This is a genomic window from Kocuria sediminis (genome assembly GCF_009735315.1).
GTDB classification, from domain to species: domain Bacteria; phylum Actinomycetota; class Actinomycetes; order Actinomycetales; family Micrococcaceae; genus Kocuria; species Kocuria turfanensis.
The window spans coordinates 134,974-159,852 of record NZ_WOGU01000003.1 but is presented as its reverse complement, the minus strand read 5'-3'; the positions used below and the strand labels follow the sequence as shown (position 1 = coordinate 159,852).

At 73.7% G+C, this 24,879-nt stretch carries 27 protein-coding genes and 1 tRNA gene; 21 read left to right on the top strand and 7 right to left on the bottom strand.

Translation table 11 applies throughout. From position 1 onward, the window contains the following. Positions 1–88: 88 nt before the first annotated feature. From GMA12_RS05055 to GMA12_RS05005, 11 genes are all read left to right on the top strand, one after another. The gene (locus GMA12_RS05055) at positions 89–1,396 is read left to right on the top strand and encodes a thymidine phosphorylase (protein WP_156267800.1); all 1,308 of its coding nucleotides are present in this window, start codon (positions 89–91) and stop codon (positions 1,394–1,396) included. 288 nt (positions 1,397–1,684) lie between these two features. Then, entirely contained in the window at positions 1,685–3,049 is a 1,365-nt protein-coding gene (locus GMA12_RS05050; RefSeq protein WP_156267798.1) for a hypothetical protein, read from the top strand. Positions 3,050–3,056: 7 nt separating this feature from the next. Then, positions 3,057–4,181 carry an adenosine deaminase gene (locus GMA12_RS05045; RefSeq protein WP_156268019.1) on the top strand — a complete coding sequence of 375 codons (1,125 nt, stop codon included), beginning with the start codon at positions 3,057–3,059 and terminating at the stop codon, positions 4,179–4,181. Continuing rightward, positions 4,178–4,912 carry a nucleoside triphosphate pyrophosphohydrolase gene (locus tag GMA12_RS05040; protein ID WP_156267796.1) on the top strand — a complete coding sequence of 245 codons (735 nt, stop codon included), beginning with the start codon at positions 4,178–4,180 and terminating at the stop codon, positions 4,910–4,912. Before GMA12_RS05045 ends, GMA12_RS05040 begins: the two co-directional genes overlap by 4 nt. A 189-nt stretch (positions 4,913–5,101) precedes the next feature. Next, positions 5,102–6,385 carry a phosphopyruvate hydratase gene (gene eno, locus GMA12_RS05035; RefSeq protein WP_156267794.1) on the top strand — a complete coding sequence of 428 codons (1,284 nt, stop codon included), beginning with the start codon at positions 5,102–5,104 and terminating at the stop codon, positions 6,383–6,385. 122 nt (positions 6,386–6,507) lie between these two features. After that, positions 6,508–7,245 carry an FtsB family cell division protein gene (locus GMA12_RS05030; protein ID WP_170301024.1) on the top strand — a complete coding sequence of 246 codons (738 nt, stop codon included), beginning with the start codon at positions 6,508–6,510 and terminating at the stop codon, positions 7,243–7,245. An 8-nt stretch (positions 7,246–7,253) separates the two neighbouring features. After that, on the top strand, positions 7,254–7,862 hold the full coding sequence (locus GMA12_RS05025; RefSeq protein ID WP_162459488.1) for a DUF501 domain-containing protein: 609 nt from the start codon (positions 7,254–7,256) through the stop codon (positions 7,860–7,862). A gap of 62 nt (positions 7,863–7,924) precedes the next feature. Further along, positions 7,925–8,875 (top strand): Ppx/GppA phosphatase family protein, encoded by a 951-nt coding sequence (locus GMA12_RS05020; RefSeq protein ID WP_156267792.1) that lies wholly within the window; start codon positions 7,925–7,927, stop codon positions 8,873–8,875. A 23-nt stretch (positions 8,876–8,898) separates the two neighbouring features. Further along, the gene (locus tag GMA12_RS05015; RefSeq protein ID WP_156267790.1) at positions 8,899–10,332 is read left to right on the top strand and encodes a S8 family serine peptidase; all 1,434 of its coding nucleotides are present in this window, start codon (positions 8,899–8,901) and stop codon (positions 10,330–10,332) included. Positions 10,333–10,418: 86 nt separating this feature from the next. Next, positions 10,419–11,828 (top strand): NAD(P)/FAD-dependent oxidoreductase, encoded by a 1,410-nt coding sequence (locus tag GMA12_RS05010; RefSeq protein WP_156267788.1) that lies wholly within the window; start codon positions 10,419–10,421, stop codon positions 11,826–11,828. Between the two features lie 197 nt (positions 11,829–12,025). After that, positions 12,026–12,370, top strand: coding sequence for a hypothetical protein (locus GMA12_RS05005; RefSeq protein WP_156267786.1), 345 nt, complete (start codon positions 12,026–12,028; stop codon positions 12,368–12,370). A gap of 66 nt (positions 12,371–12,436) precedes the next feature. Here GMA12_RS05005 and GMA12_RS05000 read toward each other — a convergent pair whose 3' ends face one another. After that, the gene (locus GMA12_RS05000; protein ID WP_156267784.1) at positions 12,437–12,781 is read right to left on the bottom strand and encodes a hypothetical protein; all 345 of its coding nucleotides are present in this window, start codon (positions 12,779–12,781) and stop codon (positions 12,437–12,439) included. A 428-nt stretch (positions 12,782–13,209) separates the two neighbouring features. Here GMA12_RS05000 and GMA12_RS04995 point away from each other — a divergent pair, with 428 nt between their 5' ends. Then, positions 13,210–14,286, top strand: coding sequence for a hypothetical protein (locus GMA12_RS04995; protein ID WP_156267782.1), 1,077 nt, complete (start codon positions 13,210–13,212; stop codon positions 14,284–14,286). On the opposite strand, the gene GMA12_RS04990 is transcribed toward GMA12_RS04995, so the two are convergent. Continuing rightward, entirely contained in the window at positions 14,274–14,564 is a 291-nt protein-coding gene (locus GMA12_RS04990) for a hypothetical protein (RefSeq protein ID WP_156267780.1), read from the bottom strand. The two genes, GMA12_RS04995 and GMA12_RS04990, sit on opposite strands and share 13 nt — an antisense overlap. 243 nt (positions 14,565–14,807) lie before the next feature. Between GMA12_RS04990 and GMA12_RS04985 the strand changes: the two genes are divergently transcribed. Beyond that, a tRNA-Leu gene (locus GMA12_RS04985) sits at positions 14,808–14,884 on the top strand. A 446-nt stretch (positions 14,885–15,330) separates the two neighbouring features. Here GMA12_RS04985 and GMA12_RS04980 read toward each other — a convergent pair. Continuing rightward, the gene (locus GMA12_RS04980; protein ID WP_156267778.1) at positions 15,331–15,810 is read right to left on the bottom strand and encodes a hypothetical protein; all 480 of its coding nucleotides are present in this window, start codon (positions 15,808–15,810) and stop codon (positions 15,331–15,333) included. A 91-nt stretch (positions 15,811–15,901) separates the two neighbouring features. Here GMA12_RS04980 and GMA12_RS04975 point away from each other — a divergent pair, with 91 nt between their 5' ends. Beyond that, positions 15,902–16,327 (top strand): DUF6578 domain-containing protein, encoded by a 426-nt coding sequence (locus GMA12_RS04975; RefSeq protein ID WP_156267776.1) that lies wholly within the window; start codon positions 15,902–15,904, stop codon positions 16,325–16,327. Positions 16,328–16,354: 27 nt separating this feature from the next. Here the strand turns inward: GMA12_RS04975 and GMA12_RS04970 are convergent, their stop codons facing one another. Beyond that, entirely contained in the window at positions 16,355–16,726 is a 372-nt protein-coding gene (locus GMA12_RS04970) for a hypothetical protein (protein WP_156267774.1), read from the bottom strand. Positions 16,727–17,009: 283 nt separating this feature from the next. Here GMA12_RS04970 and GMA12_RS04965 point away from each other — a divergent pair, with 283 nt between their 5' ends. Further along, positions 17,010–17,186, top strand: a complete 177-nt coding sequence (locus tag GMA12_RS04965) for a hypothetical protein (protein WP_156267772.1) — start codon at positions 17,010–17,012, stop codon at positions 17,184–17,186. Positions 17,187–17,423: 237 nt separating this feature from the next. Here GMA12_RS04965 and GMA12_RS04960 read toward each other — a convergent pair whose 3' ends face one another. Then, a complete protein-coding gene (locus GMA12_RS04960) occupies positions 17,424–18,071 on the bottom strand; it encodes a hypothetical protein (protein ID WP_156267770.1) in 648 nt (215 codons plus the stop codon). Positions 18,072–18,282: 211 nt separating this feature from the next. Here GMA12_RS04960 and GMA12_RS04955 point away from each other — a divergent pair, with 211 nt between their 5' ends. From GMA12_RS04955 to GMA12_RS04935, 5 genes are all read left to right on the top strand, one after another. Further along, positions 18,283–18,765 (top strand): ester cyclase, encoded by a 483-nt coding sequence (locus tag GMA12_RS04955; protein WP_156267768.1) that lies wholly within the window; start codon positions 18,283–18,285, stop codon positions 18,763–18,765. Between the two features lie 2 nt (positions 18,766–18,767). Beyond that, entirely contained in the window at positions 18,768–19,214 is a 447-nt protein-coding gene (locus tag GMA12_RS04950; protein WP_156267766.1) for an ester cyclase, read from the top strand. Positions 19,215–19,532: 318 nt separating this feature from the next. After that, a complete protein-coding gene (locus GMA12_RS04945; RefSeq protein ID WP_370830262.1) occupies positions 19,533–19,913 on the top strand; it encodes a hypothetical protein in 381 nt (126 codons plus the stop codon). A 74-nt stretch (positions 19,914–19,987) separates the two neighbouring features. Next, entirely contained in the window at positions 19,988–20,419 is a 432-nt protein-coding gene (locus tag GMA12_RS04940) for a hypothetical protein (RefSeq protein ID WP_162459522.1), read from the top strand. A 130-nt stretch (positions 20,420–20,549) separates the two neighbouring features. Continuing rightward, positions 20,550–20,768, top strand: coding sequence for a hypothetical protein (locus GMA12_RS04935; RefSeq protein ID WP_156267764.1), 219 nt, complete (start codon positions 20,550–20,552; stop codon positions 20,766–20,768). Between the two features lie 136 nt (positions 20,769–20,904). Here the strand turns inward: GMA12_RS04935 and GMA12_RS04930 are convergent, their stop codons facing one another. After that, positions 20,905–21,738: a hypothetical protein gene (locus GMA12_RS04930; RefSeq protein WP_156267762.1), complete on the bottom strand. Its 834-nt coding sequence runs from the start codon at positions 21,736–21,738 to the stop codon at positions 20,905–20,907. A gap of 253 nt (positions 21,739–21,991) precedes the next feature. Here GMA12_RS04930 and GMA12_RS04925 point away from each other — a divergent pair, with 253 nt between their 5' ends. Beyond that, on the top strand, positions 21,992–22,204 hold the full coding sequence (locus GMA12_RS04925) for a hypothetical protein (RefSeq protein WP_156267760.1): 213 nt from the start codon (positions 21,992–21,994) through the stop codon (positions 22,202–22,204). 132 nt (positions 22,205–22,336) lie between these two features. Here GMA12_RS04925 and GMA12_RS04920 read toward each other — a convergent pair whose 3' ends face one another. Then, positions 22,337–24,760, bottom strand: coding sequence for a S8 family serine peptidase (locus GMA12_RS04920; protein ID WP_156267758.1), 2,424 nt, complete (start codon positions 24,758–24,760; stop codon positions 22,337–22,339). Positions 24,761–24,879: the final 119 nt, after the last annotated feature.

Here is a 24,879-nt window from a genome sequence, read left to right as displayed (position 1 = left end):
CCTGCGCCGAACTCTCCGCCGCGCCCTGCGCCGAGCCCTCCGGCGGCCTCGTGCCGCCGCACCGTACCTCCTCCCGAAAGGACCCCTCATGACCGAGCAGTTCGACGCCGTCGACGTCATCCGGACCAAGCGCGACGGCGCGGCGCTCTCGCCCGCCCAGATCGCGTGGGTGGTGGACGCCTACACCCGCGGGGTCGTGGCCGAGGAGCAGATGAGCGCGCTGGCCATGGCGATCTTCCTGCGCGGCATGGACCGGGAGGAGATCGCGGGCTGGACGCGGGCGATGATCGCCTCGGGGGAGCGGATGGACTTCTCGCAGCTCGTGCGCTCCGGGGCCCGCTCGGCGACCAGCGACAAGCACTCGACCGGCGGGGTGGGGGACAAGATCACGCTGCCGCTGGCCCCGCTCGTGGCGGTCTACGGGGTGGCCGTCCCGCAGCTGTCCGGCCGCGGGCTCGGCCACACCGGCGGCACCCTGGACAAGCTCGAGTCGATCCCCGGGTGGCGCGCCGCGCTGAGCAACGCGGAGATGATGGACCAGCTGCGCGACGTCGGCGCGGTGATCTGCGCCGCCGGCTCCGGGCTGGCCCCGGCCGACAAGAAGCTCTACGCGCTGCGCGACGTCACCGGCACGGTGGAGTCCATCCCGCTCATCGCGTCCTCCATCATGTCCAAGAAGATCGCCGAGGGCACCCAGTCCCTGGTGCTCGACGTGAAGGTCGGCTCCGGCGCGTTCATGAAGGACCTCGCGTCCGCCCGCGAGCTGGCCCGCACCATGGTGGACCTCGGCGCGGACGCCGGCGTCACGACCACCGCGCTGCTCACCGACATGTCCACGCCCCTGGGACTGGCCGTCGGCAACGCCGTGGAGGTCCAGGAGTCCGTGGACGTGCTCGCCGGGGGAGGCCCGGACGACGTCGTGGAGCTCACCGTGGCGCTCGCCGCGGAGATGCTCGCCGCCTCCGGGATCCCCGACGCCGACCCCGCGGAGGCCCTGCGGGACGGCCGCGCCATGGACGTGTGGCGGGCCATGGTCTCCGCCCAGGGTGGGGACCCCGACGCCCCGCTGCCGCAGGCCCGGGAGTCCGAGACCGTCACGGCCGAGGCCGACGGGGTGCTCACCGAGCTCGACGCCTACAAGGTCGGGCTGGCCTCCTGGCGCCTCGGCGCGGGCCGGGCCCGCCGGGAGGACCCGGTCCAGGCCGGCGCCGGGGTCCTGCTGCACGCCAAGCCCGGCGACGCCGTCCGGGCGGGCCAGCCGCTGCTGACGCTGCGCACCGACACCCCCGAGCGCTTCGCCCGGGCCCGGGAGGCCCTGGAGGGCGCCGTCGTGGTCCGGCCCTCGGCCCCGGAGGACCGTCCGGCCCGCGGGGTGGTCCTCGAGACCGTGCGCTGAGACCGCCGGGAGGAGGTCCCGCGGGCCCGCCTATACTGCGGAGAGAACCAGCGCGAAACGAGAACCGAGGGCGTGCGCACACGCTCAGAAGGGTGGGTCCAGTTGGGTCTGCGAGGCATTTTCCGGAAAAACAGCGGTGACGGCGCGTCGCAGGAGACGGCCCCGGAGGGCCGACCGGCCGCTCCGCCCGCCGGGCAGGCCGGTCCCGGCGACGCCGAGGCGCGGTCGGGCGCGCCCGTCGCCCCGGGGCGGCAGCACGCGGCGCACGGTGCCGAGGAGGCCCGCCCGGTGCCGCCGGAGGGACCGCTGGCCGTCCTCGTGGAGCGGCTGACGGCCCGCGGTGCCGACCGCGCCGTGCTCACCCTGGTCCAGCGCGGCAACACCATGACGCACCAGACGGAGCAGTCCGTGGGGGACGTGGCCCCGTCCGTGGAGTCGGGCACCGTGGACCAGGACTCGCCGCTCTTCGACCCGGTCGCCGACCTCTACAGCGAGGCCATGTCCTCCCCGCGGGGCGCGTGGCAGAACGCCCGCATCGAGGTGGGCCCGGAGCAGGACGGGGTCCGTCCCGTGGTGACGACCTACGGGTTCGCCGACGGAGCCGAGGACGTGCAGACCTGGCGGTCGGGCCGCCCGACCCCGGCGCCCCCGGCGAGCGCCGTGGGCACGGACGGCGACGAGCGCCCCGGTGACCGGGCCGCCGCGGGAGTCCCGGTGCACGAGCAGCGGACCGACGAGCGGTGGACCGAGGACTCCGGCACCCGTTCCGGGACCGGCGCCCCGGAGGCGGCCGCGGCCGCGGACAGCGCGGCGCCCGCCGAGCCCGCTCCCGTGACCGGCGGCACGCCGGTCATCACCGAGGTCGACGGACCCGCCGGCTCCTCCGCCGCCCCGGCCGGGCCGGTCCCTGCCGTTCCGACCGTGGCGGGCACGGCGCCCGGGTCCGTGCCCGGGGCCGACGACGGGCAGCGCGTCCCCGACCACGTCGACCACGAGGAGTGGCACGAGGACGTCGAGCCGCCGGCCCCCACCGGCGCCGGCGCCGCCGCTGCCGCCGCGGTCGCGGCCGGCACCTCGGCCGGCGAGGACCAGGACTCCTCGGCGCCGGAGACCGCCGTCTCCACCGACGTCTCCCCGTCCTACCGCGCCCCCTCCGGGGTCGCGGAGCGCCCCTCGCAGGACGCCCTCGCCCAGGGGAACCTCGTGCTGAAGGAGGCCGACGTCCTGCGCCGGCTCGCGGCCGCCCAGCGGCGCCTGTTCGGCCCGGACGGCACGGCCATGGACGTCTCCACGGTCCTGGTGCGGATCCGCGCCCTGGGCACGTACTACGACGCCCTCACGCACGTGCGCAAGAACGGCTTCTGGGACCAGCGCCGCACCTTCGACCTGATCCCCGAGGACCTGCTGCACGTGCAGGAGTTCAAGGACGAGTCCTACGTGGAGGGCACCGGCGCGCCGCTGGCCATGATGTTCCGCTTCCGCCCGGGCATCCCCCCGGAGGTCTCCTTCGACTACGCGGACGAGGAGGCCTTCGTGCGCTACGAGGAGCGGCTGCCCGCGCAGAACTACCTCGAGGAGCTGCGCATGTACCCGCGGACCGGGGCGAACATCCCGCAGCACATGAACGAGGCCCTGCAGGACTGGAACTACTGAGCCCGTGATGCTGACGTCCGCCGAACGCGGTCCGGCCCGTGTGCCGGACCGCGTGCTCCGTGACCTGCCCAAGGTCTGCCTGCACGACCACCTCGACGGCGCGCTGCGCCCGGCCACGGTGGTCGAGCTGGCCGCCGCCGCCGGGCACCGCCTGCCGGTCGAGGAGCCCGAGGCCCTCGGCCGGTGGATCCGCGCCAGTGCCGACTCCGGCTCGCTGGTGCGCTACCTGGAGACCTTCGAGCACACCGTGGCCGTGATGCAGTCGCCCGAGGCGCTCGTGCGCTGCGCCCGGGAGTACGTCGAGGACCTCGTGGCCGACGGCGTCGTGCACGCCGAGGTCCGGTGGGCGCCGGAGCAGCACACCGCGGGCGGGCTGTCGATGGCCGAGGCCGTCGAGGCCGTCCGGCTGGGCCTCTCCGAGGGCGTGCTCGCCGCGGAGGACGCCGGGCACATCGTCTCCGTCACCCAGATCCTGTGCGCCATGCGCCACGCCGAGCGGTCCCTCGAGGTGGCCCGGCTGGTGGTCGACAACCGGGACCGCGGCGTCGTGGCCTTCGACCTCGCCGGGCCGGAGGACGGCTTCCCACCGGTGCGCCACCGAGCGGCTCTCGAGCTGCTCGCGGACGAGCTCATGCCCGTGACCCTGCACGCCGGCGAGGCGGCGGGCATCGGGTCCATCCGGGACGCGCTGGCCACGGGCCGCGCCCTGCGGCTGGGCCACGGGGTGCGCATCGCGGAGGACATCGAGATCGAGGAGGAGGACGGCGTCGCCGTCGTCACGCTCGGCCGCACCGCGGAGTGGGTCCGGGACCGGGGCATCGCCCTCGAGGTCTGCCCCACCTCCAATCTCCAGACCGGCGCGGTGGCCGCCTTCGGCGCGGCCCCCGAACGGCACCCGGTGGACATGCTCTACCGCACGGGCTTCACCGTGACCATCTCCCCGGACAACCGGCTGATGAGCGGCACGTCGGTCACCGGTGAGCTCGCCGCCCTCGTGGCCCACTTCGGCTACGGGCTCGAGGACCTGGAGCAGCTGCAGCGCAACGCGGCGGCCGCCGCGTTCCTGCCGCTGGAGGACCGCAGCGCACTGGAGGGGATCATCACGGAGGGCTTCGAAGGGATGCACGGATGAGCCAGGGGCACGGGACGGACGACGTCCCCGCAGGACTGGGCGTGCCCGAGCGCACCGCGCAGCGCTTCGCGGAGCTCGTGGCGGTCATGGACCGGCTGCGCTCCCCGGGCGGGTGCGCCTGGGACGGCCAGCAGACCCACGAGTCCCTCGTGCGCTATCTCGTGGAGGAGGCCTACGAGGTGGTCGAAGCCGTCGAGGCCGAGGGCGGCCCGGCCGCCCACGCCGCCCTGCTGGTCGAGGAGCTCGGCGACGTCCTGCTGCAGGTCGTCTTCCACGCGCGCGTCGCCCAGGAGCGCCCGCGCACGCAGGGCGGGTTCGACGTCTCCGACGTGCTGGAGGCGATCATCACCAAGCTGGTGCGCCGCCACCCGCACGTCTTCGGACCCGGCGCGTCCGGGGACGTGGCGGGGGAGCAGACCCTCGACCAGCTGCACTCCCGCTGGGAGGACCTCAAGAAGGCCGAGAAGCCGGAGCGGACCGGGCCCTTCGACGGCATCCCGCCGCACCTGCCCGCCCTGGCCCTGGCGGAGAAGACCCTCGCCCGGGCCCGCAAGCACGACCTCGAGCCCCCGGCCCCCCACGGGGAGGAGGCCGCCGGCCCGCACACCGAGGAGGAACTGGGGGAGGCCCTGTTCGCGCTCGTGCGCACCGCCTCCTCCCGCGGGCTGGACGCCGAGCGGGCCCTGCGCGGGGCCGCCCGCGCCTACGCCGCCGCGCGGGACGGCGGCTGAGCCCGTCCCGGGCCGCCACCGGCAGGGACCGGGCCGCCACGAGTCGCTAGGCTGGATCCGGCAGGGGCGCCCGGTCGTGACGGGGCGTGCCCCGGCCGGTGCCCGGCACCGGTCTCCCGCCCACCCCGCACGTTCCACGCCCGCACCACCGTCAGCACGAAACGCCAGCACCAACGTCAGGAGCACCACATGGCCATGATCACCGCAGTGCACGCCCGTCAGATCCTCGACTCCCGCGGCAACCCGACCGTGGAGGTCGAGGTCCTCCTCGAGGACGGCAGCTACGGCCGGGCGGCCGTTCCCTCGGGCGCCTCGACCGGAGCCTTCGAGGCCGTCGAGCGCCGTGACGGCGACAAGAAGGTGTACCTCGGCAAGGGCGTCCTCGACGCCGTGAAGGCCGTGGACGAGGAGATCGCCGAGGCCGTGATCGGTCTCGACGCCACCGACCAGCGCCTGATCGACCGGACCATGCTCGATCTCGACGGCACGGACAACAAGGGCAGCCTCGGCGCCAACGCGATCCTGGGCGTCTCCCTCGCCGTGGCCCGCGCGGCCGCGAACGCCTCCGACCTGGAGCTCTACAAGTACCTGGGCGGGCCCAACGCCCACGTGCTGCCGGTGCCGATGATGAACATCCTCAACGGCGGCTCCCACGCGGACTCCAACGTGGACATCCAGGAGTTCATGATCGCCCCGATCGGCGCGGCGACCTTCTCCGAGGCCCTGCGCACCGGTGTGGAGGTCTACCACTCCCTCAAGGCCGTGCTCAAGGAGCGCGGGCTGGCCACCGGCCTGGGCGACGAGGGCGGCTTCGCCCCGAACCTGGAGTCCAACCGCGCCGCCCTGGACCTCATCTCCGAGGCGATCGAGAAGGCCGGCTACACCGTGGGCACCGACGTGGCGCTCGCCCTGGACGTCGCCTCCTCCGAGTTCTTCGAGAACGGCGCGTACAGCTTCGAGGGCAAGCAGCTGAGCGCCGCGGAGATGACCGCCTACTACGAGGAGCTCGTGCGGGACTACCCGATCGTCTCCATCGAGGACCCGCTGGACGAGGACGACTGGGAGGGCTGGCAGACCCTGACCGCCTCCGTGGGCACCCAGGTGCAGATCGTCGGCGACGACCTGTTCGTCACCAACCCGGAGCGGCTCAGCCGCGGCATCGCGGAGGGCGCCGGCAACGCCCTGCTCGTGAAGGTCAACCAGATCGGCTCCCTCACCGAGACCTTCGACGCCATCTCCCTGGCCCAGCGGCACATGTTCCACTGCATGATCTCCCACCGCTCGGGCGAGACCGAGGACACCACGATCGCCGACATCGCGGTGGCCACCAACGCCGGGCAGATCAAGACCGGCGCGCCGGCCCGCTCCGAGCGCGTGGCGAAGTACAACCAGCTGCTGCGCATCGAGGAGGAGCTCGGCGACGCCGCGCGCTACGCGGGCGCCTCGGCGTTCCCGCGCTACACCGCGAAGTGAGGCGCCGCGGCGGCCGGGCCGGCGGGTCCGGCCCGGCCGCCGCGAGGGCGGGCAGTCCCCGGACGACCGCCCCCTGAGCGCTAGACTGGTCCCCGTCCCCGCCCGTTCCCCGTGAGGTCCCCATGCCCGCTCCCCGTCCTCGCACCACCCGTCTGCTCGGCGGCCGGGACGCCGCGCAGGGCGCCGCATCGGGGCCCCGCGGACCGGGCAGCGGCTCCAGCGCCGTGGGATCGCCCACCCCCGCCCGCACCTTCAGCGGCCGTTTCCTGCTCCTGACGCTCGTGGCCGTGCTCATCGTCTTCCTGGCGGCCCCGACCACCAAGATCTGGCTCGAGCAGCGCGCCGAGATCGCGGCCCTCGAGCAGTCCATCGCCGACATGGAGGCCGAGCAGGCGTCCTTGGAGGACCGGGTGGACCAGTGGTCGGACGAGACCTACGTCAAGCAGCAGGCACGGGACCGGCTCCTGTACGTCATGCCGGGGGAGCGGTCCTACCTCGTGGTGGGCGCCGAGGAGATGGGGGGCGCCGTGGTGGACTCCTCGGCGGCCCAGGTGGAGGCCGAGAAGCCCGCCTGGGTGGACGCCCTCTGGCAGTCCGTGGTCAGCTCCGCCTACGAGGACGCCGCGGCAGCACCGGAGACGCTGGGCACCGAGGACACGAGCGGGGCCGAGGACCCGGACACCACCGACACCACCGACAGCACGGACGGCACCGGTGCCGCCGAGGACACCGGCGGGACCGAGGACGCCGGGACCCCCGTCCCGGCGGACGGCGCCGCCGAGGGGACCCCCGCCCCCACGGGCGGGACCGACGAGCCGCAGGACGCGGCGACGGACAGCCGCGGCACGGCCGCGGAGTGAGGAACGGCGTGAACTTCCAGCACGGACACGAACCCGGCGAGGCGGCGGGCGGGCCACGCGCCCCGCGGGGGCTCGGGGTGACGGCCGAGACGGTCGCGCCCACGGCCCTGGACCTGCAGGTCCTGTCCCGCCAGCTCGGGCGCCCGGTCCGCGACGTCGTCGAGATCCCGGCGCGCTGCACCTGCGGGAACCCGCTCGTGGCGGCCACCGCGCCCCGGCTGGCCGGCGGGACGCCGTTCCCCACCGTGTTCTACCTGACCCACCCGGTGATCACGGCCGCGGTGTCCCGGCTGGAGGCCGGCGGGCTGATGTACGAGATGTCCGACCGGATCGTGCGGGACGAGGAGCTCGCCGCGGCACACCGCGCCGCGCACGAGGACTACCTCGCCGAGCGGGCCCGGATCGGGGCGCAGGCGGGCACCGGGCCCGTCCCCGAGATCGAGGGCATCTCCGCCGGGGGCATGCCCGTGCGCGTGAAGTGCCTGCACGTGCTCGCCGGCCACGCCCTGGCGGCCGGCCGCGGCGTGAACGTGCTCGGCGACGAGACCCTGGACGCGATCGCCGAGTGGTGGACCCCCGGGACCTGCCACTGCGACCCGGCCTGGCGCGAGGCCTGACCCCTCCGGGTCCGCTCCCGCGGCCCGGCCTTCCCCCGCCCCCAACACCTCGAGGACGACCCATGCGCGTAGGCGCCATCGACTGCGGCACCAACTCCATCCGCCTGCTCATCGCCGACACCCGGGAGGAGGACGGCCGCACGGTCCTCGACGACCTGGTGCGGGAGATGCGCGTGGTCCGGCTGGGCCAGGGCGTGGACGCCACCGGCTGGCTGGCGGAGGCGGCCCTGGAGCGCACCTTCGCGGCCGCCGACGAGTACGCCCGGCTCCTGGCGGAGCACGACGTGGAGCAGCTGCGGTTCGTCGCCACGAGCGCCACCCGCGACGCCGGCAACCGGGACGTCTTCCTCGCGGGCATCCGCGAGCGGCTCGGCGTGAGCCCCGAGGTGATCACGGGGGACGAGGAGGCGCAGCTGTCCTTCCTCGGCGCGTCCGCGGCCGTGCCCGGCACCGACCCGGAGGACCGGGTGCTCGTGGTCGACCTCGGCGGAGGGTCCACCGAGTTCGTGCTCGGCAACTCCCGGGGCGTGCGCGCCGAGCGCAGCGTGGACATCGGCTGCGTCCGGCTCACCGAGCGGCACCTCGGCGCCAACCCGCCCACGCCGGAGCAGCAGGCGGCCGTCCTGCGCGACGTCGACCACGCCGTGGACGTGGTGCAGCAGAGCGTGCCCCTGGCCGAGACCACCCACCTCGTGGGGGTGGCCGGCACGATCACCACCGTCACCGCGCACGCGCTCGGGCTGCCCGGCTACGACCCCGAGGCGATCGACGGGACCGAGCTCCCGGCCGAGCGGATCGACCGGGCGTGCCGGGAGCTCACCGCCATGACCCGCCAGGAGCGGGCCGCGCTGCCCTACATGCACGCGGGCCGGGTCGACGTCATCGGCGGCGGGGCCCTCGTGTGGCGGCGGATCGTGGAGCGGGTCGGTGCGGCCACCGGCGGCCGGGTGCGCACGGCGATCGCGAGCGAGCACGATATTTTGGACGGGATCGCCCTGTCCCAGATCGGCTGACCGGCCCCGACCCGGAAGGACCCATGGCTTCCACCCCCGCCCGCCGCCGCACTCCGCGCCCCCGTGTGCCCGCGCGGTGGACGGCCGCGGCGGCCGCGTGCGCCGTGGCCGGCACCGCAGCGGCCGGTACCGCCGTGGCGGGGCCGGCCCATGCCCGGCCGCCCGCCCCGGCCCCCAGCATCCCGATCGAGGACCCCGTCAGCCCGGCGCCCGGCGAGACCCCCGCCCCGGACACCTCGCGGATCGCCGAGGACGGCATCCGCTCCCTGCAGTACTGGCTGGACGAGTACGGGGTGCGCGAGGCCTGGAAGGAGTCGACGGGCGAGGGCGCCCGGATCGCGGTCATCGACACGGGGGTGGACGGCTCCCACCAGGACCTGGAGGGCGCCGTCGTCGGAGGCACCGACGTCTCGGGCGGAGGCGCCGCCGACGGCCAGGAGGGCCTCGGCACGGAGCCCGAGCACGGGACCCTCGTGGCCTCCGTGGCCGCGGGCCGCGGCCACGTGGCCCCGGGCGGGCGCGACGACGCCGGGCCGGGCCGCCCCGCCGGCGTGGTCGGCGTGGCCCCCGACGCCGAGGTGCTCGCCGTGTCGACGTGGCTGGGCGGCGAGACCTCGGAGGTCCGCAGCGTGGACGAGCAGCTCCCGGACGCCGTCCGGTGGGCCGTGGACCAGGGCGCGGACGTCATCAACATGTCCGTGGGCTCCAACACCACCTCCTGGCCCGAGAGCTGGGACGAGGCGTTCCTCTACGCCGAGGAGAAGGACGTGCTGATCGTCGCGTCCGCGGGCAACCGGGGGTCCGGGCTCGTCCAGGTGGGCGCCCCGGCCACCATCCCCGGAGTGCTCACGGTGGGCGGCGTCGGCCGCACCGGGGAGGCGAGCTGGGAGTCCTCCTCGCAGGGCATCTCCATCGCCGTCGCCGGCCCCTCCGAGGACATGGTCGGCGCCATCCCCGGGGACCGCTACGCCTCGTGGGCGGGGACCTCCGCGTCCGCGCCCGTGGTCGCGGGCACCGCCGCGCTCATCAAGGCGAAGTGGCCGGGAATGAGCTCCGCCCAGGTCGCCAACCGCATCATCTCCACCGCCCGGGACACCGGGGCCCCGGGCAAGGACCCGCTCTACGGCTACGGGGTGCTCGACGTCGAGGCCGCGCTGACCGAGGACGTCCCCGAGGTCGAGGCCAACCCGCTGGGCAGCATGCGGCAGTGGGTTCAGGTTCACCGGCGGAGCGCCGGGGCGACGCCCGGGGCCACCCCCTCGGAGAGCTCCGCACCCGTCACCGAGGAGGTCGAGGCCGAGGTCGCCCCGCCCGAACCGGTCGCCCCGATCGACGAGACGGGCCTGCTGCCCGTGGTGGTGCTCACAGGGTTCGGGCTGCTCGTCCTGGGCCTGACCGCCGGCGCCGCCGTGCACATCCGCCGCATCGTGCGCGAGGACGCGGACGGCGGCACCTGAGCCGGTTCCGCACCCGCTCCTGGACACGGTGCCGGGCGTCCCGCCGAGGACCCGGGGCCGACAGCTTTCTGAGTAGACTCGGAGGCATGTCTTTCACTCAACTGGCCAAGGATCGTCCGCGCCTTCTGATCGTCGGCGGAGGCTACGTCGGCTTCACCGTGGCGCAGGAGCTGCAGAAGCGGATCAAGGAATCCGGCGGGGTCGTGACCGTCGTCGACCCCAACCCGTACATGACCTACCTGCCCTTCCTCCCGGAGGTGGCCGCCGGCAACATCGAGGGGCGCCACGCCGTCGTCCCGCACCGTCAGCACCTGCGCGACTGCGAGCTCGTCGGCGGACGCGTGATCGGCGTCGACCACGCCAACCGCACCGCGACGGTCCAGGGCGTCGACGAGGGCGAGACCTTCGAGCTCGCCTACGACGAGATCGTGATCTCCGGCGGCTCCGTCACCCGCGCCTTCCCGATCGAGGGGCTCGCGGAGAACGGCATCGGCCTGAAGTCCGTCGAGGAGGCCGTCGGGCTGCGCGACTGGGTCCTCGAGCGCATCGAGTTCGCGTCCCTGACCTCCGACGAGGACGAGCGCCGCCGGGCGCTGACCTTCGTCGTGGTCGGCGGCGGGTACGCCGGCACGGAGGGCCTCGCCGAGATCGAGGACATGGCACGCACCGCCGTGGAGCGCAACGACCGCCTGCAGCCCTCCGACCTGCGCTTCGTGCTGGTCGAGGCCATGGGCCGGATCATGCCCGAGGTCTCCGAGGAGCGGGCCGAGAAGGTCGTGGCCCACCTGCGCAGCCGTGGCATCGAGGTGCTGCTCAACACCTCCCTCGACTCCGCCGTGGACAAGCACCTGAAGCTGATCAACATGCAGGACAAGTCCCCGGCCGGCGAGATCGACACGGACACCCTCGTCTGGACCGCCGGCGTGCAGGCCAACCCCCTGGTGAAGAACACCGACTTCCCGCTGGACCAGCGCGGCCGCGTGCGCGCCGGGGCCGACCTGCGGATCACCGGCGACGACGGGCCCCTCGAGGGCGCCTGGGCCGCCGGCGACGTCGCGGCCGTCCCGGACCTCACCGGCGGCGGCGTCGGCGGGTTCTGCGTGCCGAACGCCCAGCACGCCGTGCGCCAGGCCCGCGTCCTGGCCAAGAACGTCCTGGCCGCCCGCGCGGGCAAGCCGCTGGAGGACTACTACCACGAGAACCTCGGCGCAGTCGCCGGCCTGGGCCTCTACAAGGGCGTGGCCAGCATCAAGAACCTGCCCGGCATCAAGGGCAACGGCGTCGAGTTCTCCGGCTTCCCGGCGTGGATGATGCACCGCCTCTACCACGGCTATGCGATCCCCACCGTGGAGCGCAAGGTGCGGGTGTTCTCCGAGTACGTGCTCAACGCCGTGTTCGGCCGTGACACCGCGCCGATCCGGCACGCGCGCGAGCCCCGGCTGAACTTCCAGGAGGCCACCGGCACCGCCCCGGCCACCAGCAAGGCCAGCCTCTGACCCCACCGTCCGACCCGCTCGACCCCGTCCCGGCACCGGCCGGCGGCGGGGTCGAGCCGTTCCCGGGACCGCCCCGGGCGGCGGCGGGGTGGTCCGCAATACGCACGCCTCCTTGTGGGCGTGCGCCGCGTTCCCTAGGCTGGCGCGACCGCAGGACACCGTCTCGCGGCGACCGCACGCGAAGAAGGGTGCACCCCATGGACCACCACGTCTCCGTCCTCGTCCAGATCGACCGGCAGAGCGCCGCCGTGCGCCTGGTCGTCAGCGGATGCCTGACCGAGCACAACCACCAGGCCGTGCGTCCGCTCGTCCTCCGGGCGCGCACGCTGGTCGCCCCGGCGAACGTCACGGTCGACCTGACCTGCGCCGAGCACGTGGAGGCCTCCGCGGTGGACCTGCTGCGCTGGTCCCTCGACGAGGACGCCATGCTGGAGCAGATCGGCCCGGTGGAGCTCCTGCTCCCGGATCCGCTGCCCGAGCACCGGCCCGCGCCGTACAGCGGGCACCGCGGCCGGGACACGGTGGCCGGGCTCGCCGCGTGAGCGGACCCCTCGCCGATCAGGACGCCAGCAGCTGGGCGGCCGGCTGAGCCGGGCGCGCCGGCCGGTTCAGGCGGCGAGCCATCCGGGAGCCCGCAGATGGTGGGTCATTCGTGTGGGCGCGTCCGGGTGTTCCGGCAGCACGCCCGACAGCAGCAGCTCCACCGGGCTCGTCCCCTCCAGCGTGGGATCGTCGTGGACCGCTGTGCGCAGCTGACCGACCGCGTTCCCCTCGACGTGCTCGGCGGCGGTGAGGTCCACGCTGACCGTCACCGGCGGGATCAGGGTCCGGGCACGGCGGATGAGCGGGTGCAGGGCGTGCTGATTGGCCTCGGTCAGGCACCCGGTCACCAGCAGCCGCACGTAGCGGCCGTCGAGGTCCACCTGGACGAGGACGGAGAGCTTGTGGTCCATGGGAGCATCCTTCTGCGCATGCATTCCGACGGCCACCTGCTGGACCGCTGCTCAGCCTAGACAGCGTGTGCCGGCCGTCACAAGCAACCTGTCCACAAAACGCCCGACAGGCTCGTGACGAGCCATCACGCCGCACGGGCCGCGCACGCTGCTGTGCCGGCGCGCCGCAGCGACCGGTGCACACGGACGGCCGGGCTCGGCCGGACGCCCAGCGCCGGTCCTGCGCAGCCTGCCACCCCGGCTCGGCGTTCTGGCCCCGGGCCGTTCGCCGGTGCCCGTCCCGGCCCGGTCATCGGAGGCTAGGCTCGGAGAAGGACGGCAGGTCCTCGGGCGCCACAGCGTCCTGTCGATGCGCCCGGAGCGCCGCATCGCGCCCGCGGCCCGGACGACCGTGGGCGCAGCCGGGCGCGCGACGAGAGAGGACGACGATGCGAATGACGACGGTGGGGATCATGGCCGACCCCGGCCTGCCGGAGAAGGTGGCCCGACGGGTCGCGGAGGATCTGCCCGGGATGCTGTCGGCCCGCTCCGGTCCGGGGGTCTCCTGGAAGGCGGAGGTCAGCCGCGAGACGCTGCCCCTGACCGAGGAGGGCACCATCCCGCTGCTCGCCCGGGCGGGGCAGCTGCGGGAGCGCCACGGCTGGGACGTCGTCGTCTACCTGACGGATCTGCCCCGCTCCCACGGCGGTGCCCCGATGGTGTGTGAGCTCAGCGCCGATGCCGCCGCGGCCCTCGTCTCCCTGCCGGCCCTGGGCCTCGACCACTTCTCGCAGAAGACGCGCCGGCTGCTGGGCGCCCTGGTCGACGCGCTGCAGGAGGGCACCGCGCAGTGTCCCTCCGCGCCGGAGGTCGTGGAGGCGCTCGGGCACGGGCAGGTCCGCTGCCTGCTGGCGGACGGTGCCGGGGACGTCTCCTACATCGTGCTGCCCGGACGGGGAAACCGGGTGCGGCTGCTGGCCGGCATGGTGCTGAGCAACCGCCCCGGACGGCTCCTTCCGGCGTTGGCCAGCTGTGTGGCCGCGGCGGCGGCCACCGGCGCCTTCGGCATCTTCTACGCCTCCATCTGGAACATGTCCGACGCCCTGCACCCGGCGCGACTGGCCATGATCAGCGTGGTGGTCACCGCGGCGCTCAGCGGGTGGCTCATCTTCCACAACAGCCTGTGGAACCGGAGCAGGGACCCCGACGAGCCCTGGCGGGCCGGGTCGGACAACGCCTCCACCGTCATCACCGTGTGGCTGAGCGTGGCCCTGATGTACGCGGTGCTGTGGGCGTTGCTCTTCGGCGTGTCCCTGGCGGTGATCGCGGCCGGCTACCTCGAGAGCCAGCTCGGTCACCCGGTGACCGTGCTCGACTACGCGCACCTGTCCTGGCTGGCCGCGTCCCTGGGCACCCTGGCCGGGGCCCTGGGCTCGAACTTCGACAGCGACGAGGCGATCCGCGAGGCCACCTACAGCCGGCGGGAGCACCAGCGGCGGCAGCTCGCGGACACCTACGACGACTGAGACCGCAGCGCGTCCGGGGCGCTGCGGGCGGCATTGATCTCGCGGGCGTCGAGCTCCACGGTGATCTCCTGGCACCGCTCCAGCGTGAGGGGATGCGCCCCGCCCGGGACGGTGAGGTACTCCTGCTCGAGCTGGCGGGAGACCTTGCTGTGGAGCACGTGCAGCTCCGTCGCGGCCAGCTCGGTCAGATCCGCCGGGAACGCCGCCTCCGGAGGCAGGTAGGTGCTCGGCGTCGGGTCGCCGAGCGCCACCGGGTGCTCGCTCGTGCCGTCGCTCATGCCGCCCGCCGGGTTCCCGCGGCGTGCCCGGGGCCGAGCACCTCGGGGCAGTGTCCCTCCGGGGACCTCCGGGCGGTGGGTGCGAGGGGTGGATGGTGCACGGCGGCAGCCTCCTGCGTGTTCGACGACGACGCGGCCGGCTGCTCGACCACCGTCGAAGGATACTCGATCCGGGCGGGCGGCGCCGCGCCCTCCGGCGCGGTGACGGGGTAGGGTGGTGCGGCGCCCGGGAGGGCGTCACCGGCCCCCATAGCCCAATCGGCAGAGGCAGCGGACTTAAAATCCGCTCAGTGTCAGTTCGAGTCTGACTGGGGGCACCAGCAATGCGCCGAAGTGCGCGGAGACCGGCCGACTCGGTCGTCGCTCCGGGCGCAGCACCACCGGGGAGGACTCGGTCGTGGTCTCAGCCCCGGAGTCCTACTGGGTGGCCGTGGCGATCCAGCGGAAACGCGCGCGCCGCCGAGGAACGGACCGCAGCCACGGAGCAGGCCGGGCGCTGACGCTGGTGCGGATCGCTGCTTCGCCCAGTGCCCGGTGCAGGCTGGAGCCAGCTCGGAGGATGGCCGACCTGGCGGCAAGGGATACTCACGGGTTCCGTTCGAGAGGGCGGGAAGCAGGACCCGGAGTACCGCCGTCCTCCTCCTGAGCTCCAGAGATGGTCGCGCTGTTCGGTGTCGCGCTCCGAACGCGGCAGACGAGTACCCGAAGCTGGCGCCGGTGACGTCCTGACTCGACACCGATCGTCGCGCAGGCGGACCGGGACGAGCTACTCCGGGGCGGTCGTCGGGGACGCGGACACTCCCCAGTAGTACTCCCGGCCGTCTGCCATGACCTCCACGCTGATGGTCTCCGGAGCCGGCTCATCCGGGATGCCGACATAGACAGTCGTGGTGATCGGAGAGGCTGAGCAGTCTCCTCCGCCGTAGGCGCCGTTCTCACCCTTGAGTGCGATCTTCGGCGAGCTGTCCTCCGGCACGGCGCCGGTGTCCGTCGGCGCACAGGCCATGGTGACCGCGTACCAGCCCGGCTCGACGTCGTCGGCCGAGTCGCTGGAGAAGCCGCCGCGCGGGTCGGTGATGTTGGCCATGGATAACCCACCCTCGGCGGGGACAGGCAGGTAGTCGGCGGCCCAACTGGTGAGGTCCAGGGTCGGGGCCGCTCCGGGTCCTGCCGGTGAGCCGCACGAGGTGATGGCCAGCGCCGTCACGGTGGCGGTGGTTGCGAGCGGGAACGGTCGGCGCGTCATGGCCGCCACCCTAACCGCCGGACGGCATGGTGAGCCTCGGGCGGGGTACCGGGTGTCCACGGGCACGTCGGCCGTTGCTAGGTTCGGCTCCATGATGATCGAGGTGGAGCTCAGCGAGTGGGAGCAGCAGTGCTGCGGGAACCCGTTCCGCATCGGTGCGACGGTGACGTGGAGATTGGTGGCCCGGGCCCCGAGCCAGGACACCGGTACGGTGCGGCGCTACCGCGAGGAGCACCACGGCGAGACGCCCGAGCACGTACCGCACCTGCTGGTGACCGGCACCGTGCGCGCCATCCAGGGATTGCACTATGCCTTCGACGAGGGACCGAACCCCTGGGAGCTGACGATGCGTCCCAGCAGCGAAGTGGCCGTGGAGCTCGAGGCGGTTCCCGGTGCCGGCACCCGGCTGCCGGGGTGCTCGGCCGAGCACCAGCTGCTGACCTACGGGGTGCGGCTGGAGGTCAACGACGACGCGCAGTTGCCGGGCTACGTTCCCGGTGAGCCGGGCTGGGAGTAGGCCCCGCCCGGTCCGGGCGGCGGCCCGTCAGCCGGTGCGCTCAGCGGCGTGCAGGGCGCGCAGGTAGGCCCAGCCGCGGCGGGCCCGGACGACGTGGATCACGGCGAAGAACCCGAACACGACCGTGAGCATGGTCCACACTCTGTCGCCACGGGTCAGCAGCAGAACCAGAATGGCCAGAGACAATCCAACGCTGACGGCTGCCGCCTCGATGCGATCACAGGCGGTCACGCCGGCGGCCGTGCGCACGGCATGGCCTTCCGGTGCGACCCCGGGGTGCTCGGGCTTCTCGAGCAGCGCTTTGACCCGCTGCGGGTTCACGCGCTTGTCCCGCCGCGGACGTGGCGCCCTGACGAAGTGATGCACGGCCAGAGGCACCGCAAACAGGGCGGCGAGCACCAGCGGCCACCACGGGGTGCGGATCTCTCCGGAGGAGTCCAGCAGCCACCACACAGCCAGCGGGAACCCCGATCGCCGTGATGGCGGTCGCGGGCAGTGTGCGCACCAGCACCTGCCCAGTGGTGGGTACTGGCACCTCGTCGGTGCGCGGGGCGGACAGGTCCATGGCGCTGACGCTACCGGCGGGCCGATGTGGCGCGGCAGGTGCACATGAGGGGAACGACGGCACGGTGGCCGCCGTGCCAGGATGCGGGCAGGAAGACGTCAGGGGAGGGGGAGAGCTGTGACGAACCGGAGGGCCTCATGGCTGCTCGTGGTGCTGGCCGCGGTGACGGTGGTCGGTGTCATCGTCTTCACCACCCGAGGCAGCTGGGGCGGGTGGGTGCTGTTCGGCATGGCCGTGGTGCTCGTGGTGGCTGCGGTGCTCGAGGCCCGTGAGAAGCGGCGGGGTGGTCGGTGAGCGCGAGGGCCTCGCGGCATCGCGGAGAGAAGTTGCCGGCGCAGCGCAGGCGCGACCGTGGGAACGTAGTCGCCCTGTTGGGATTTCTGTTCTTGGTCTGGTTCGCAGTGAGCACCGACAACGTGCTGCTGGTGACCGTCTCCACGGTCGGCGCACTGATCGGCACCTGGATCGGTCGCAGAGGGGAAGCGCGGCACGGACGCCACACACGTCAGATGAAGTGACGGAGTGGCGGGCTCAGCCGAGCTCGGGGATCCGTGCCTGCAGCCAGTCGAGGACCCATTGCTCGAGCTGCTGGGCGTTCCAGTCCGGGGCGCGCACCAGCAGCACCTCGCGGTCCTCCCGGTGGGCCGAGAGGACGCCCGGCTGGGTGGCGAGCTCCTTGACCAGCTGGTTGACCTTGCGGGAGTGCTCGTGGGCGATCTCCTCGTGCAGCCCGACGTCGAAGACCCCGTCGTCGGCGTCGGCCCCGACCTCCACGAGCGGCTCCTCCACCACGGGGACCGGTTCGTTCTCCCCGCGCAGCTCGGTGATGACGGTGGCCGCGTAGTCGGTGAACCCGTCCAGCAGGGCGTCCGGGTCCAGGCCGTCGGCGGTGAGCTCCGCGCGCAGCACCCCGAGGCGCTTGCCGGCGATGTCCCCGCGCAGCCCGGCGCCGAAGCAGCCGACCACGGCGACCAGCGCCACCAGCGGATCCTCGCGGGCCGCGGTCCCGGGGCCCTCCGGGTGCAGGGCGTCGACGGTGCGGCGGGTGGAGCTGAGCATCCGCGTCCCGGGCAGCAGGGACCTCTCGTCGGCGGCGCTGCGCTGGGCGGTGCGCAGCGGTGAGCCGGCCGCGGGGGCGCTCCTCTGCTGCCCGTGCTCGATGAGCAGGTCCGTGAGCACGCCGGCCGGCCGCACCCGTCGCCGACGGGAGGACGAGGCGCCGGCGCCGTGACCACGGCGGCGCTCGCCGCCCGGAACAGCGTCATGATGCGGCCGCCGGTAACAGTCCTGCGGCGATGCAGGGGCAGCGCTTGGGGCGGCCTCCGGGTGGTGCCTACCGTCGGGAGACGGCTCCGTGCAGGGGCGGGGCCCTCGGGGAACGGAGGTCATCATGAGCGAGCCGCACACATCCGTCGTCGGACCGGTGCCCGGAGCGGGCGGGGACGGTCGTCAGCGCGTCCAGGAGGTGATCGACGCCTTCAACACCCACGACGCGGCGAAGTTCGCCTCCTTCTACAGCCCCGACGCCATCGGCTACGACCCGGCCGCCCCGGAGCCGCTGCGCGGGCGGGCCGGGATCCAGCAGGACGCCCAGCAGCTGATCACCGCCATGCCGGACCTCACCCTGCAGCTGGAGGAGCTGTTGCCGGGCGAGGGCCCCACCACGGCGTTCCGGGCCCTGCTCGTCGGCACCCACACCGGCCCGATGCTCATGCCCATCGGGGAGATCGCTCCCACCGGCCGGCGGGCATCGCTCGCGATCGCCGTGTTCTGCCGCCGGGCCGAGGACGGTCTGATCGAGGAGGAGCACCGCTACTACGACCTCATGGGTCTGGCCCAGCAGCTCGGCCTGCTCGACTCGAGCAGGCCGTGATCATGGACGGTTCCGCGGCGGACGTCGCCGCGTCCTGCCGGCGCGTGCTCGAGGAGCAGCTGGCCGCCGTCAACGCCCACGACGCGGACCGGCACAGCACCTACTACGCCGAGGCCGCGGTGCTGCACGACCCGGAGTACTCCGCACCGCTGCGTGGCCAGGAGGCGATCCGGCGCGACATGAGGAAGTTCCTCACTGCCTTCCCCGACGTCGTCGGCGAGCTGCACCAGATGCTGACCTCCGGAGGGACCGCTGCGGTCGAAATCACGATGACCGGGACGAACACCGGCCCGATCGGCGTGCCCGGGGGAACGCCCCTGCCGGCCACGGGAAGGCGATTGCGGCTGCCCTATGCCGCCTTCATCCGCTTCGACGACGCCGGCAGGATCACCGAGGAACGCCGCTACTTCGACGTCGCCGGCATCTCCCACCAGCTGGGCCTGGCCTAGCACGGAGCCGTACGCCCCGGGCCCCGCAGTGGAGCGCCGGGGCGCTCGCCGCGTCCTCCCGGGGTGCCCCCCGGGCCCGGGCTACGCTGGCCTTCTCCGGGGCCCTGCAGCGCAGCGACGATCCGCCCCTCCGCCGGCTGGAGCACCGAGGGCGGCGGTGCTGCTCGTCGTCACGATTCTGCGATCCCCTCCCCGTTCGACGCGCACTCCGCCACCCGACCCGCACCACGAAGGGACCCCCCCACCGTGAAGAGAATGCTCGCCGCCACCGCGCTCGTCGGACTCGGCGCTCTGACGGGATGCTCCGAAGGCCCCGCGGTGGATGACGCCGCGTCCGCGGCCCCGGCCGAGTCCACCGCGGGGGCCCCGACGTCGGAGTCGCCGTCGACACCGATGGCCGCCGGCGACGTCAAGGAGGCGTGCGAGAGGTTCAACGAGCTCTGGGCCGAGTACGCGGCCACCGCGGGCAACGACCCAAAGGCCTACGACGAGATCTACCTGGCCTCCGAGGAGGCCAAGGAGACGGTCTCGGGGGACCTGCGCGGCCTCTTCGCGGCGCTGAGCCTCATCGCCGTCGACCACGCGGTGGTGGCCGGGTCCGGTGGTCAGCCGGAACAGTCCTCGAAGGACGCCATCCGCGACGCGGTCTTCGCCAACGCCGGCGCCTGCACCGCCGAGGGCGTCACCCTGACGCTGTGAGCCGCATCCTGCACGACCCGGCCGGCGCCCACCTCGGCGTCGATGCCCTCATCCGATCCATCGAAGGAACAGACGTGGCGTACGACCCTGAGCAGGACCGGCGCAACGACGCCGTCTACGCCGAGCACAAGCAGGCCGTGGCCCGCGGCGAGAAGCGGGTGCTGCGCACCACGGCCACCGGTGAGCTGCACAGCTACGCCGGAGACGAGATCGGCTTCACCCCCGGCCGCGGCCAGGTCCAGGTGAGCACCTGGTGGGGCATGGGCATGCTGACCGCGGTGCTGGGGTTCCTCTTCGTCCTCGCCTGGATCATGTTCTTCACCCCCATGACGGAGGGGCGGCAACCCTACTGGGGTGCGTTGTTCCTGGTCGCCCTGGCAGGGTTCGGTGGCTGGTACACCTTCGGGCTGGCCCGGGACGAGTACCGTGCCACCCGGCTGCGCAAGGAACGTGGCGCCCCGACGCCGGGCAGCAGAGGGCACCTTCCCCCGGAGTACTCCCGGTGAGCGCACCGAGGTCCTCGTGACCCGGCGACCCGGGGCGGCGGTACACCACAGCCCCCGCTCCTGTGCCGGACGGGCGACTCCTGGCCTCGACTCAGGCGCGGCACAGGTGCCGGTGGCAGGCTCGGGGACCATGAGCACACCGACGACGCGCAGCCCGTACGAGAGAGCCACGGCGACGCGGACGACCACCCGCGCGGGCCTGGCCGTGCTGACCACCGTCCTGTTCTGCGCGGCCGTCCACTTCGCCGAGATCGAGTTCATCACCGCCGCCCTGCTGACCGGGGTGGCCGGGATCGCCGTCGACCTGCGGCAGACGGAGAAGCTGGCGCGGGCACGGGCGACGCCCTAGCTCGGGCGGGCGGCCGCCCAACGCGCGGGGGACGAGCCGACCGGACCGGTCGGCACCGGCAGGACCCGGTGCGGGCGCCCGCGAACAGCAGCCGCAGCACATCCGTGGGCCCGTCCGTCAGCGGCTCCGCGGCGCGTCAGCGCGGCAGGTGGCGCTGCAGCCACAGGGTGCACCACAGCTTCAGGCGCAGCTCGTCCCAGTCGGTGACGTCGACGACCAGGGCGGCGGGCCCGTACCGGTGCACGGACGCGACGCCGTCCCGGGCGCACAGCTCGTCGATCAGCTGCGGCACGATCTGCGGGTGCTCGGCGGGGATGTCCTCGCGCAGCCCGACGTCGAAGCAGTCGACCTCGGCGACCACCGTCACCAGAGGTTCCTCGATGGCGGCGGCCTCCGGCCCCTCCCCGTGCAGGGCGTCGATCGTGCGGCGGGTGTGGGCGAGCATCTCCGTCCCGCTCATGGGGGCCCGGCCGTGGGCGGACTGATAGGCGCTGTAGAGCGGGATGGCCGGCAGGAAGATCAGGTGGTGGTCGGTGGCGAGCACGGGGTAGTTCAGCAGCGGGTGGTCGGCGAGCAGGTGCTCACCGACCTGCCAGGCCGCCTCCGGAGCCTCGGCGCCGATGACCCGGCCGAGGTAGGAGGCGAACCCGTCGACCAGCGCGATCGTCTCGGCCGGCGGGTGCGGGTCCACGAGCCGGCCGTGCCGTGCCCAGGACGGCCAGCCGGGACGGGTCGGATCGTCGGCGAGCGGGTGCGGGTCCACCCCGAGCGCGGCGATCCGCGCGGTGATCCAGGCCCACAGCGGGGAGACGGAGTAGACCGACCCGTCGAGCGTCTCGTCCGGGTCCAGACCGCCGTCCGCCAGGGCACCGCGCAGGCGCCGCAGCGCCGGGTCGCGTTCGGCCAGATAGGCGTCGAGCGCGTCGGCGGCCTGTCGCGCGTCCATCAACTCGTACGGCTGGTCACCCATGTGCGTGACCTTACTGCGGATCGGCGTGTTCCGCTCCCCGGCAGTGCGCGGGGCGGACCGGGACCGCGGAGGCGAGGCGCGGCGGGTGCTGGTGCTGCGCCGGGGCGGGGCTCTTCCGCGCCCGGGGCGTCCGGGTGCACAATCTGATCCATCGAGGACCTCGCGAGCGCACCCCGCACCGGTGCAGTGGGGTCCTCGGTCCATCGCCGACCACCCGGGAACCCTCCGGGACGGCCCGAAGGAGTGCGCTTCCATGGAGTCCAACGAGTGCACCGAGTGCGACTACGGCACGGTGGCCCGCTACCGGGTGACCGCCACCCAGGAGATCGTCCAGTTCTGCGACGAGTGCGAGGCGCTGTGGGACGCGGAGGAGGACCGCACGTCGCCGTCGGTGACCACGATCGAGCAGTTCCTCACCGTGCGCGGGCTGCCGCTGCTGCGCTCGGGGCTGGTCCCGCTGGTCTGAGCCGGGGCGCGGTCCGCGCCGGTGCCCACGGCCAGGGCCGGTGACGCGGCCGTGGGCCCGTCGTCGGTCCCGGACGCGCCGCGGCCCCGCTCCCGTGGGACGGGAGCGGGGCCGCGGCGGGACCGGACTGGATCAGCGGTAGTCGATCCGGATCGAGCCGCCGGGGCGCCAGGTGATCGATCCGCCCTGGAAGGTCTGCACCACGGAGCGGTCGGCGCGGGTGACCTCTCCCGTGCGGGGGAAGCCCAGCCGGCTCTTCGTCCCGCCCAGGGCGAGGTAGGCGTCGCCGATCGAGCCCTTGATCTCCTGCGCGTAGGTGGTCGGGCTCCAGTAGATGCGGCCCTTCTGGAAGACCTGGTAGGCGCCGCCGGTGCCGGTCGGGGCCTCGTCGGTGGTGGGGTAGCCCAGGACGCCGGCCGTGCCGCCCGACTGGGCGTGGCGCCCGGCGATCGACCCCTGGAGGGGGTGCGCCCCGGTGGCGGCGGTCCACACGATCCGGCCCTTCTGGAAGGTCTGCTGGACCCCGCCGGCGCCGTCGGAGGTCTCTCCGGCCGTGGGGTAGCCCAGGGAGCCGCGCTCCGAGCCCTTGCGCGCGTAGGCGTTCTTGATCTCGCCCTTGACCGCGTGGGCCCCGGTCTGCGGGCCCTGCAGGATGGTGCCCCGCTGGAAGCGCTGGTAGTAGCCGCCGGCGCCGTTGCTCTGCTTGTCCGAGATCGGGTAGCCGAGTGCTCCCTTCTCGCTGCCCAGCGCGGCGTAGGCCGCGCCGACGGCGCCCTCGAGCGCGAAGGCGCCGTGGGCGGAGCCCCAGAGGATCTTGCCGTTCTGGAACAGCTGATAGGCGCCGCCGATGCCGTTGGACTTCTCGTCCGAGCGGGGGAAGCGCAGCACTCCGCTGGCGGTGCCGTGGCGCTCGTAGGCGGTCTCCACGCCGCCGCGCACCCAGTAGGCCCCGGTGGCGGAGGACCAGTAGATGGTGCCCTTCGCGAAGGTCTGGTAGGCGCCGCCGGCGACGGGCTTCTCGTTGGAGGTGGGGGCCCCGGTCTGGCCCTTGAGCCGGGTGTAGAGGGAGCCGATCGCGCCCTTGGTGGTGTAGCTGGGCGCCGGGGCGGCAGGGGTGGCGGTCGCGGCGGGCTTGGTGATGTAGAGCGCGTCGTGGGTGTTGAGGGTCTTGCCGCCCGGCAGGGTGTCCCAGGTGTCGCCGGAGTCCAGGATCGCCTGCTTGTACTGGGCGGCGGTCAGCGTGGGGTTCTTCTGCTTCAGCAGCGCCAGGGTGCCGGCCACGTGCGGCGTGGCCATCGAGGTGCCGTAGTCGAACTTCGTCGACGGGGCGACCGGTCCTCGGGTGCCGGTGTTCGCGGAGGAGAGGATGTGGTGCCCGGGGGCGTAGATGTCCACGGCCCAGCCGTGGTTGGAGTACGGCGCCTTCACACGGTCGGAGCCGATGGCCCCCACGGTGATGACGTTGTAGCAGTTGCCCGGGGCGTAGTCGATGGCCGGCGCGTTCGAGTTGCCGGCGGCCACGGCCACGGGGATGTTCCGGGACCAGGCGGTGTCGATGGCGCTCTGCAGGGTCACCGGGCAGGACCCGCCCAGGGCCAGGGACATGTTGATCACGTCGGCGCGCTTGGGCGCCGCCGGGGCGCCGCTCACGGGGGCGCCGGCAAGCCACCGTACGGCGTCGGCCATGTCGGAGACGTAGCCGTAGCCGCACGCCCCGAGGGCGCGGGCGTTGAGCAGGGTGGCGTCCGGGGCGACGCCCACGGTGCCGTAGGCGTCCCGCTTGGCGGCCGCGGAGCCGGCCACGTGGGTGCCGTGCCAGATGGAGTTCGTGGCCGCGGAGCCGGCGTAGCACTGCCCGTAGCTGGAGAAGGTGCCCGGATCGCGCGGGTCGGTGTCCCGGCCGTTGCCGTCGTTGCCGAGGTTCGCGGCCGAGACGAAGTCGTAGCCGCCGATCACCTTGGAGTCCAGGTCCGGGTGGCTGGCGAAGCCGGTGTCCACGACCCCGATGGTCACGCCGCGGCCGGTGGCGGTGTCCCACGCCTCGAAGGCGCGTAGGTTGCCCAGCGCCCACAGGGACGGCACCCCGGGGTCGGCTGCGGTGGCGGCCACGGAGCCCAGCTGCTCGGGCGTCTCCTCGTCCGCGCCGGGGATCCGGGCGGTGGAGACCAGGCGGTCAGGTTCGGCGTAGGCCACGTCCGGGTCCTCGGCGAGCTTCTCGGCGAGCTTCTCGGCCCGGTCGGTGGGCACCGCGTCCGCCAGCTCGACGACGGCGGCGCCGTCGGCGGTGCTGCGCACCTCGGTGGCCTCCTCGGCCTCGGGGACGTCGACGGCGGCGGCGGCGTCCTCGACGCTGCGCTCCGCCTCCGCGGCCGGGGTCTGGGTCTTGTACTTGACGATCATCCGGTCGGTGACCGCGGGGGGTGCCTGGTCGGTGACCTGCTGGGAGGACGGGGTCGATGCGGCGTCCTCCGGGGCGGCCGCTGCGGGGGTCAGCGGAGCCAGGACGAGGGCCAGGGCGAGGGCGGACACGGTGGGGGTGAGCGTGGATCGTTGCATGCGCGTACTCCTGGGGGGTGGGGGGTCCCGAGACAGGTTCTCACATGCAAATACATGCGGAAAGATCTACACGGAGATCACGAGTTCATCACGAAGTGTGACGCCACCTGCGGAGGAAG

Coding starts and splice junctions, on each gene's coding strand:
- GMA12_RS05055 (WP_156267800.1), top strand. CDS start 89: ATGACCGAGCAGTTCGACGCCGTCGACGTCATCCGGACCAAGCGCGAC.
- GMA12_RS05045 (WP_156268019.1), top strand. CDS start 3,057: ATGCTGACGTCCGCCGAACGCGGTCCGGCCCGTGTGCCGGACCGCGTG.
- GMA12_RS05040 (WP_156267796.1), top strand. CDS start 4,178: ATGAGCCAGGGGCACGGGACGGACGACGTCCCCGCAGGACTGGGCGTG.
- eno (WP_156267794.1), top strand. CDS start 5,102: ATGGCCATGATCACCGCAGTGCACGCCCGTCAGATCCTCGACTCCCGC.
- GMA12_RS05030 (WP_170301024.1), top strand. CDS start 6,508: ATGCCCGCTCCCCGTCCTCGCACCACCCGTCTGCTCGGCGGCCGGGAC.
- GMA12_RS05020 (WP_156267792.1), top strand. CDS start 7,925: ATGCGCGTAGGCGCCATCGACTGCGGCACCAACTCCATCCGCCTGCTC.
- GMA12_RS05015 (WP_156267790.1), top strand. CDS start 8,899: ATGGCTTCCACCCCCGCCCGCCGCCGCACTCCGCGCCCCCGTGTGCCC.
- GMA12_RS05010 (WP_156267788.1), top strand. CDS start 10,419: ATGTCTTTCACTCAACTGGCCAAGGATCGTCCGCGCCTTCTGATCGTC.
- GMA12_RS05005 (WP_156267786.1), top strand. CDS start 12,026: ATGGACCACCACGTCTCCGTCCTCGTCCAGATCGACCGGCAGAGCGCC.
- GMA12_RS05000 (WP_156267784.1), bottom strand. CDS start 12,781: ATGGACCACAAGCTCTCCGTCCTCGTCCAGGTGGACCTCGACGGCCGC.
- GMA12_RS04995 (WP_156267782.1), top strand. CDS start 13,210: ATGCGAATGACGACGGTGGGGATCATGGCCGACCCCGGCCTGCCGGAG.
- GMA12_RS04990 (WP_156267780.1), bottom strand. CDS start 14,564: ATGAGCGACGGCACGAGCGAGCACCCGGTGGCGCTCGGCGACCCGACG.
- GMA12_RS04980 (WP_156267778.1), bottom strand. CDS start 15,810: ATGACGCGCCGACCGTTCCCGCTCGCAACCACCGCCACCGTGACGGCG.
- GMA12_RS04975 (WP_156267776.1), top strand. CDS start 15,902: ATGATGATCGAGGTGGAGCTCAGCGAGTGGGAGCAGCAGTGCTGCGGG.
- GMA12_RS04955 (WP_156267768.1), top strand. CDS start 18,283: ATGAGCGAGCCGCACACATCCGTCGTCGGACCGGTGCCCGGAGCGGGC.
- GMA12_RS04950 (WP_156267766.1), top strand. CDS start 18,768: ATGGACGGTTCCGCGGCGGACGTCGCCGCGTCCTGCCGGCGCGTGCTC.
- GMA12_RS04935 (WP_156267764.1), top strand. CDS start 20,550: ATGAGCACACCGACGACGCGCAGCCCGTACGAGAGAGCCACGGCGACG.
- GMA12_RS04930 (WP_156267762.1), bottom strand. CDS start 21,738: ATGGGTGACCAGCCGTACGAGTTGATGGACGCGCGACAGGCCGCCGAC.
- GMA12_RS04925 (WP_156267760.1), top strand. CDS start 21,992: ATGGAGTCCAACGAGTGCACCGAGTGCGACTACGGCACGGTGGCCCGC.
- GMA12_RS04920 (WP_156267758.1), bottom strand. CDS start 24,760: ATGCAACGATCCACGCTCACCCCCACCGTGTCCGCCCTCGCCCTGGCC.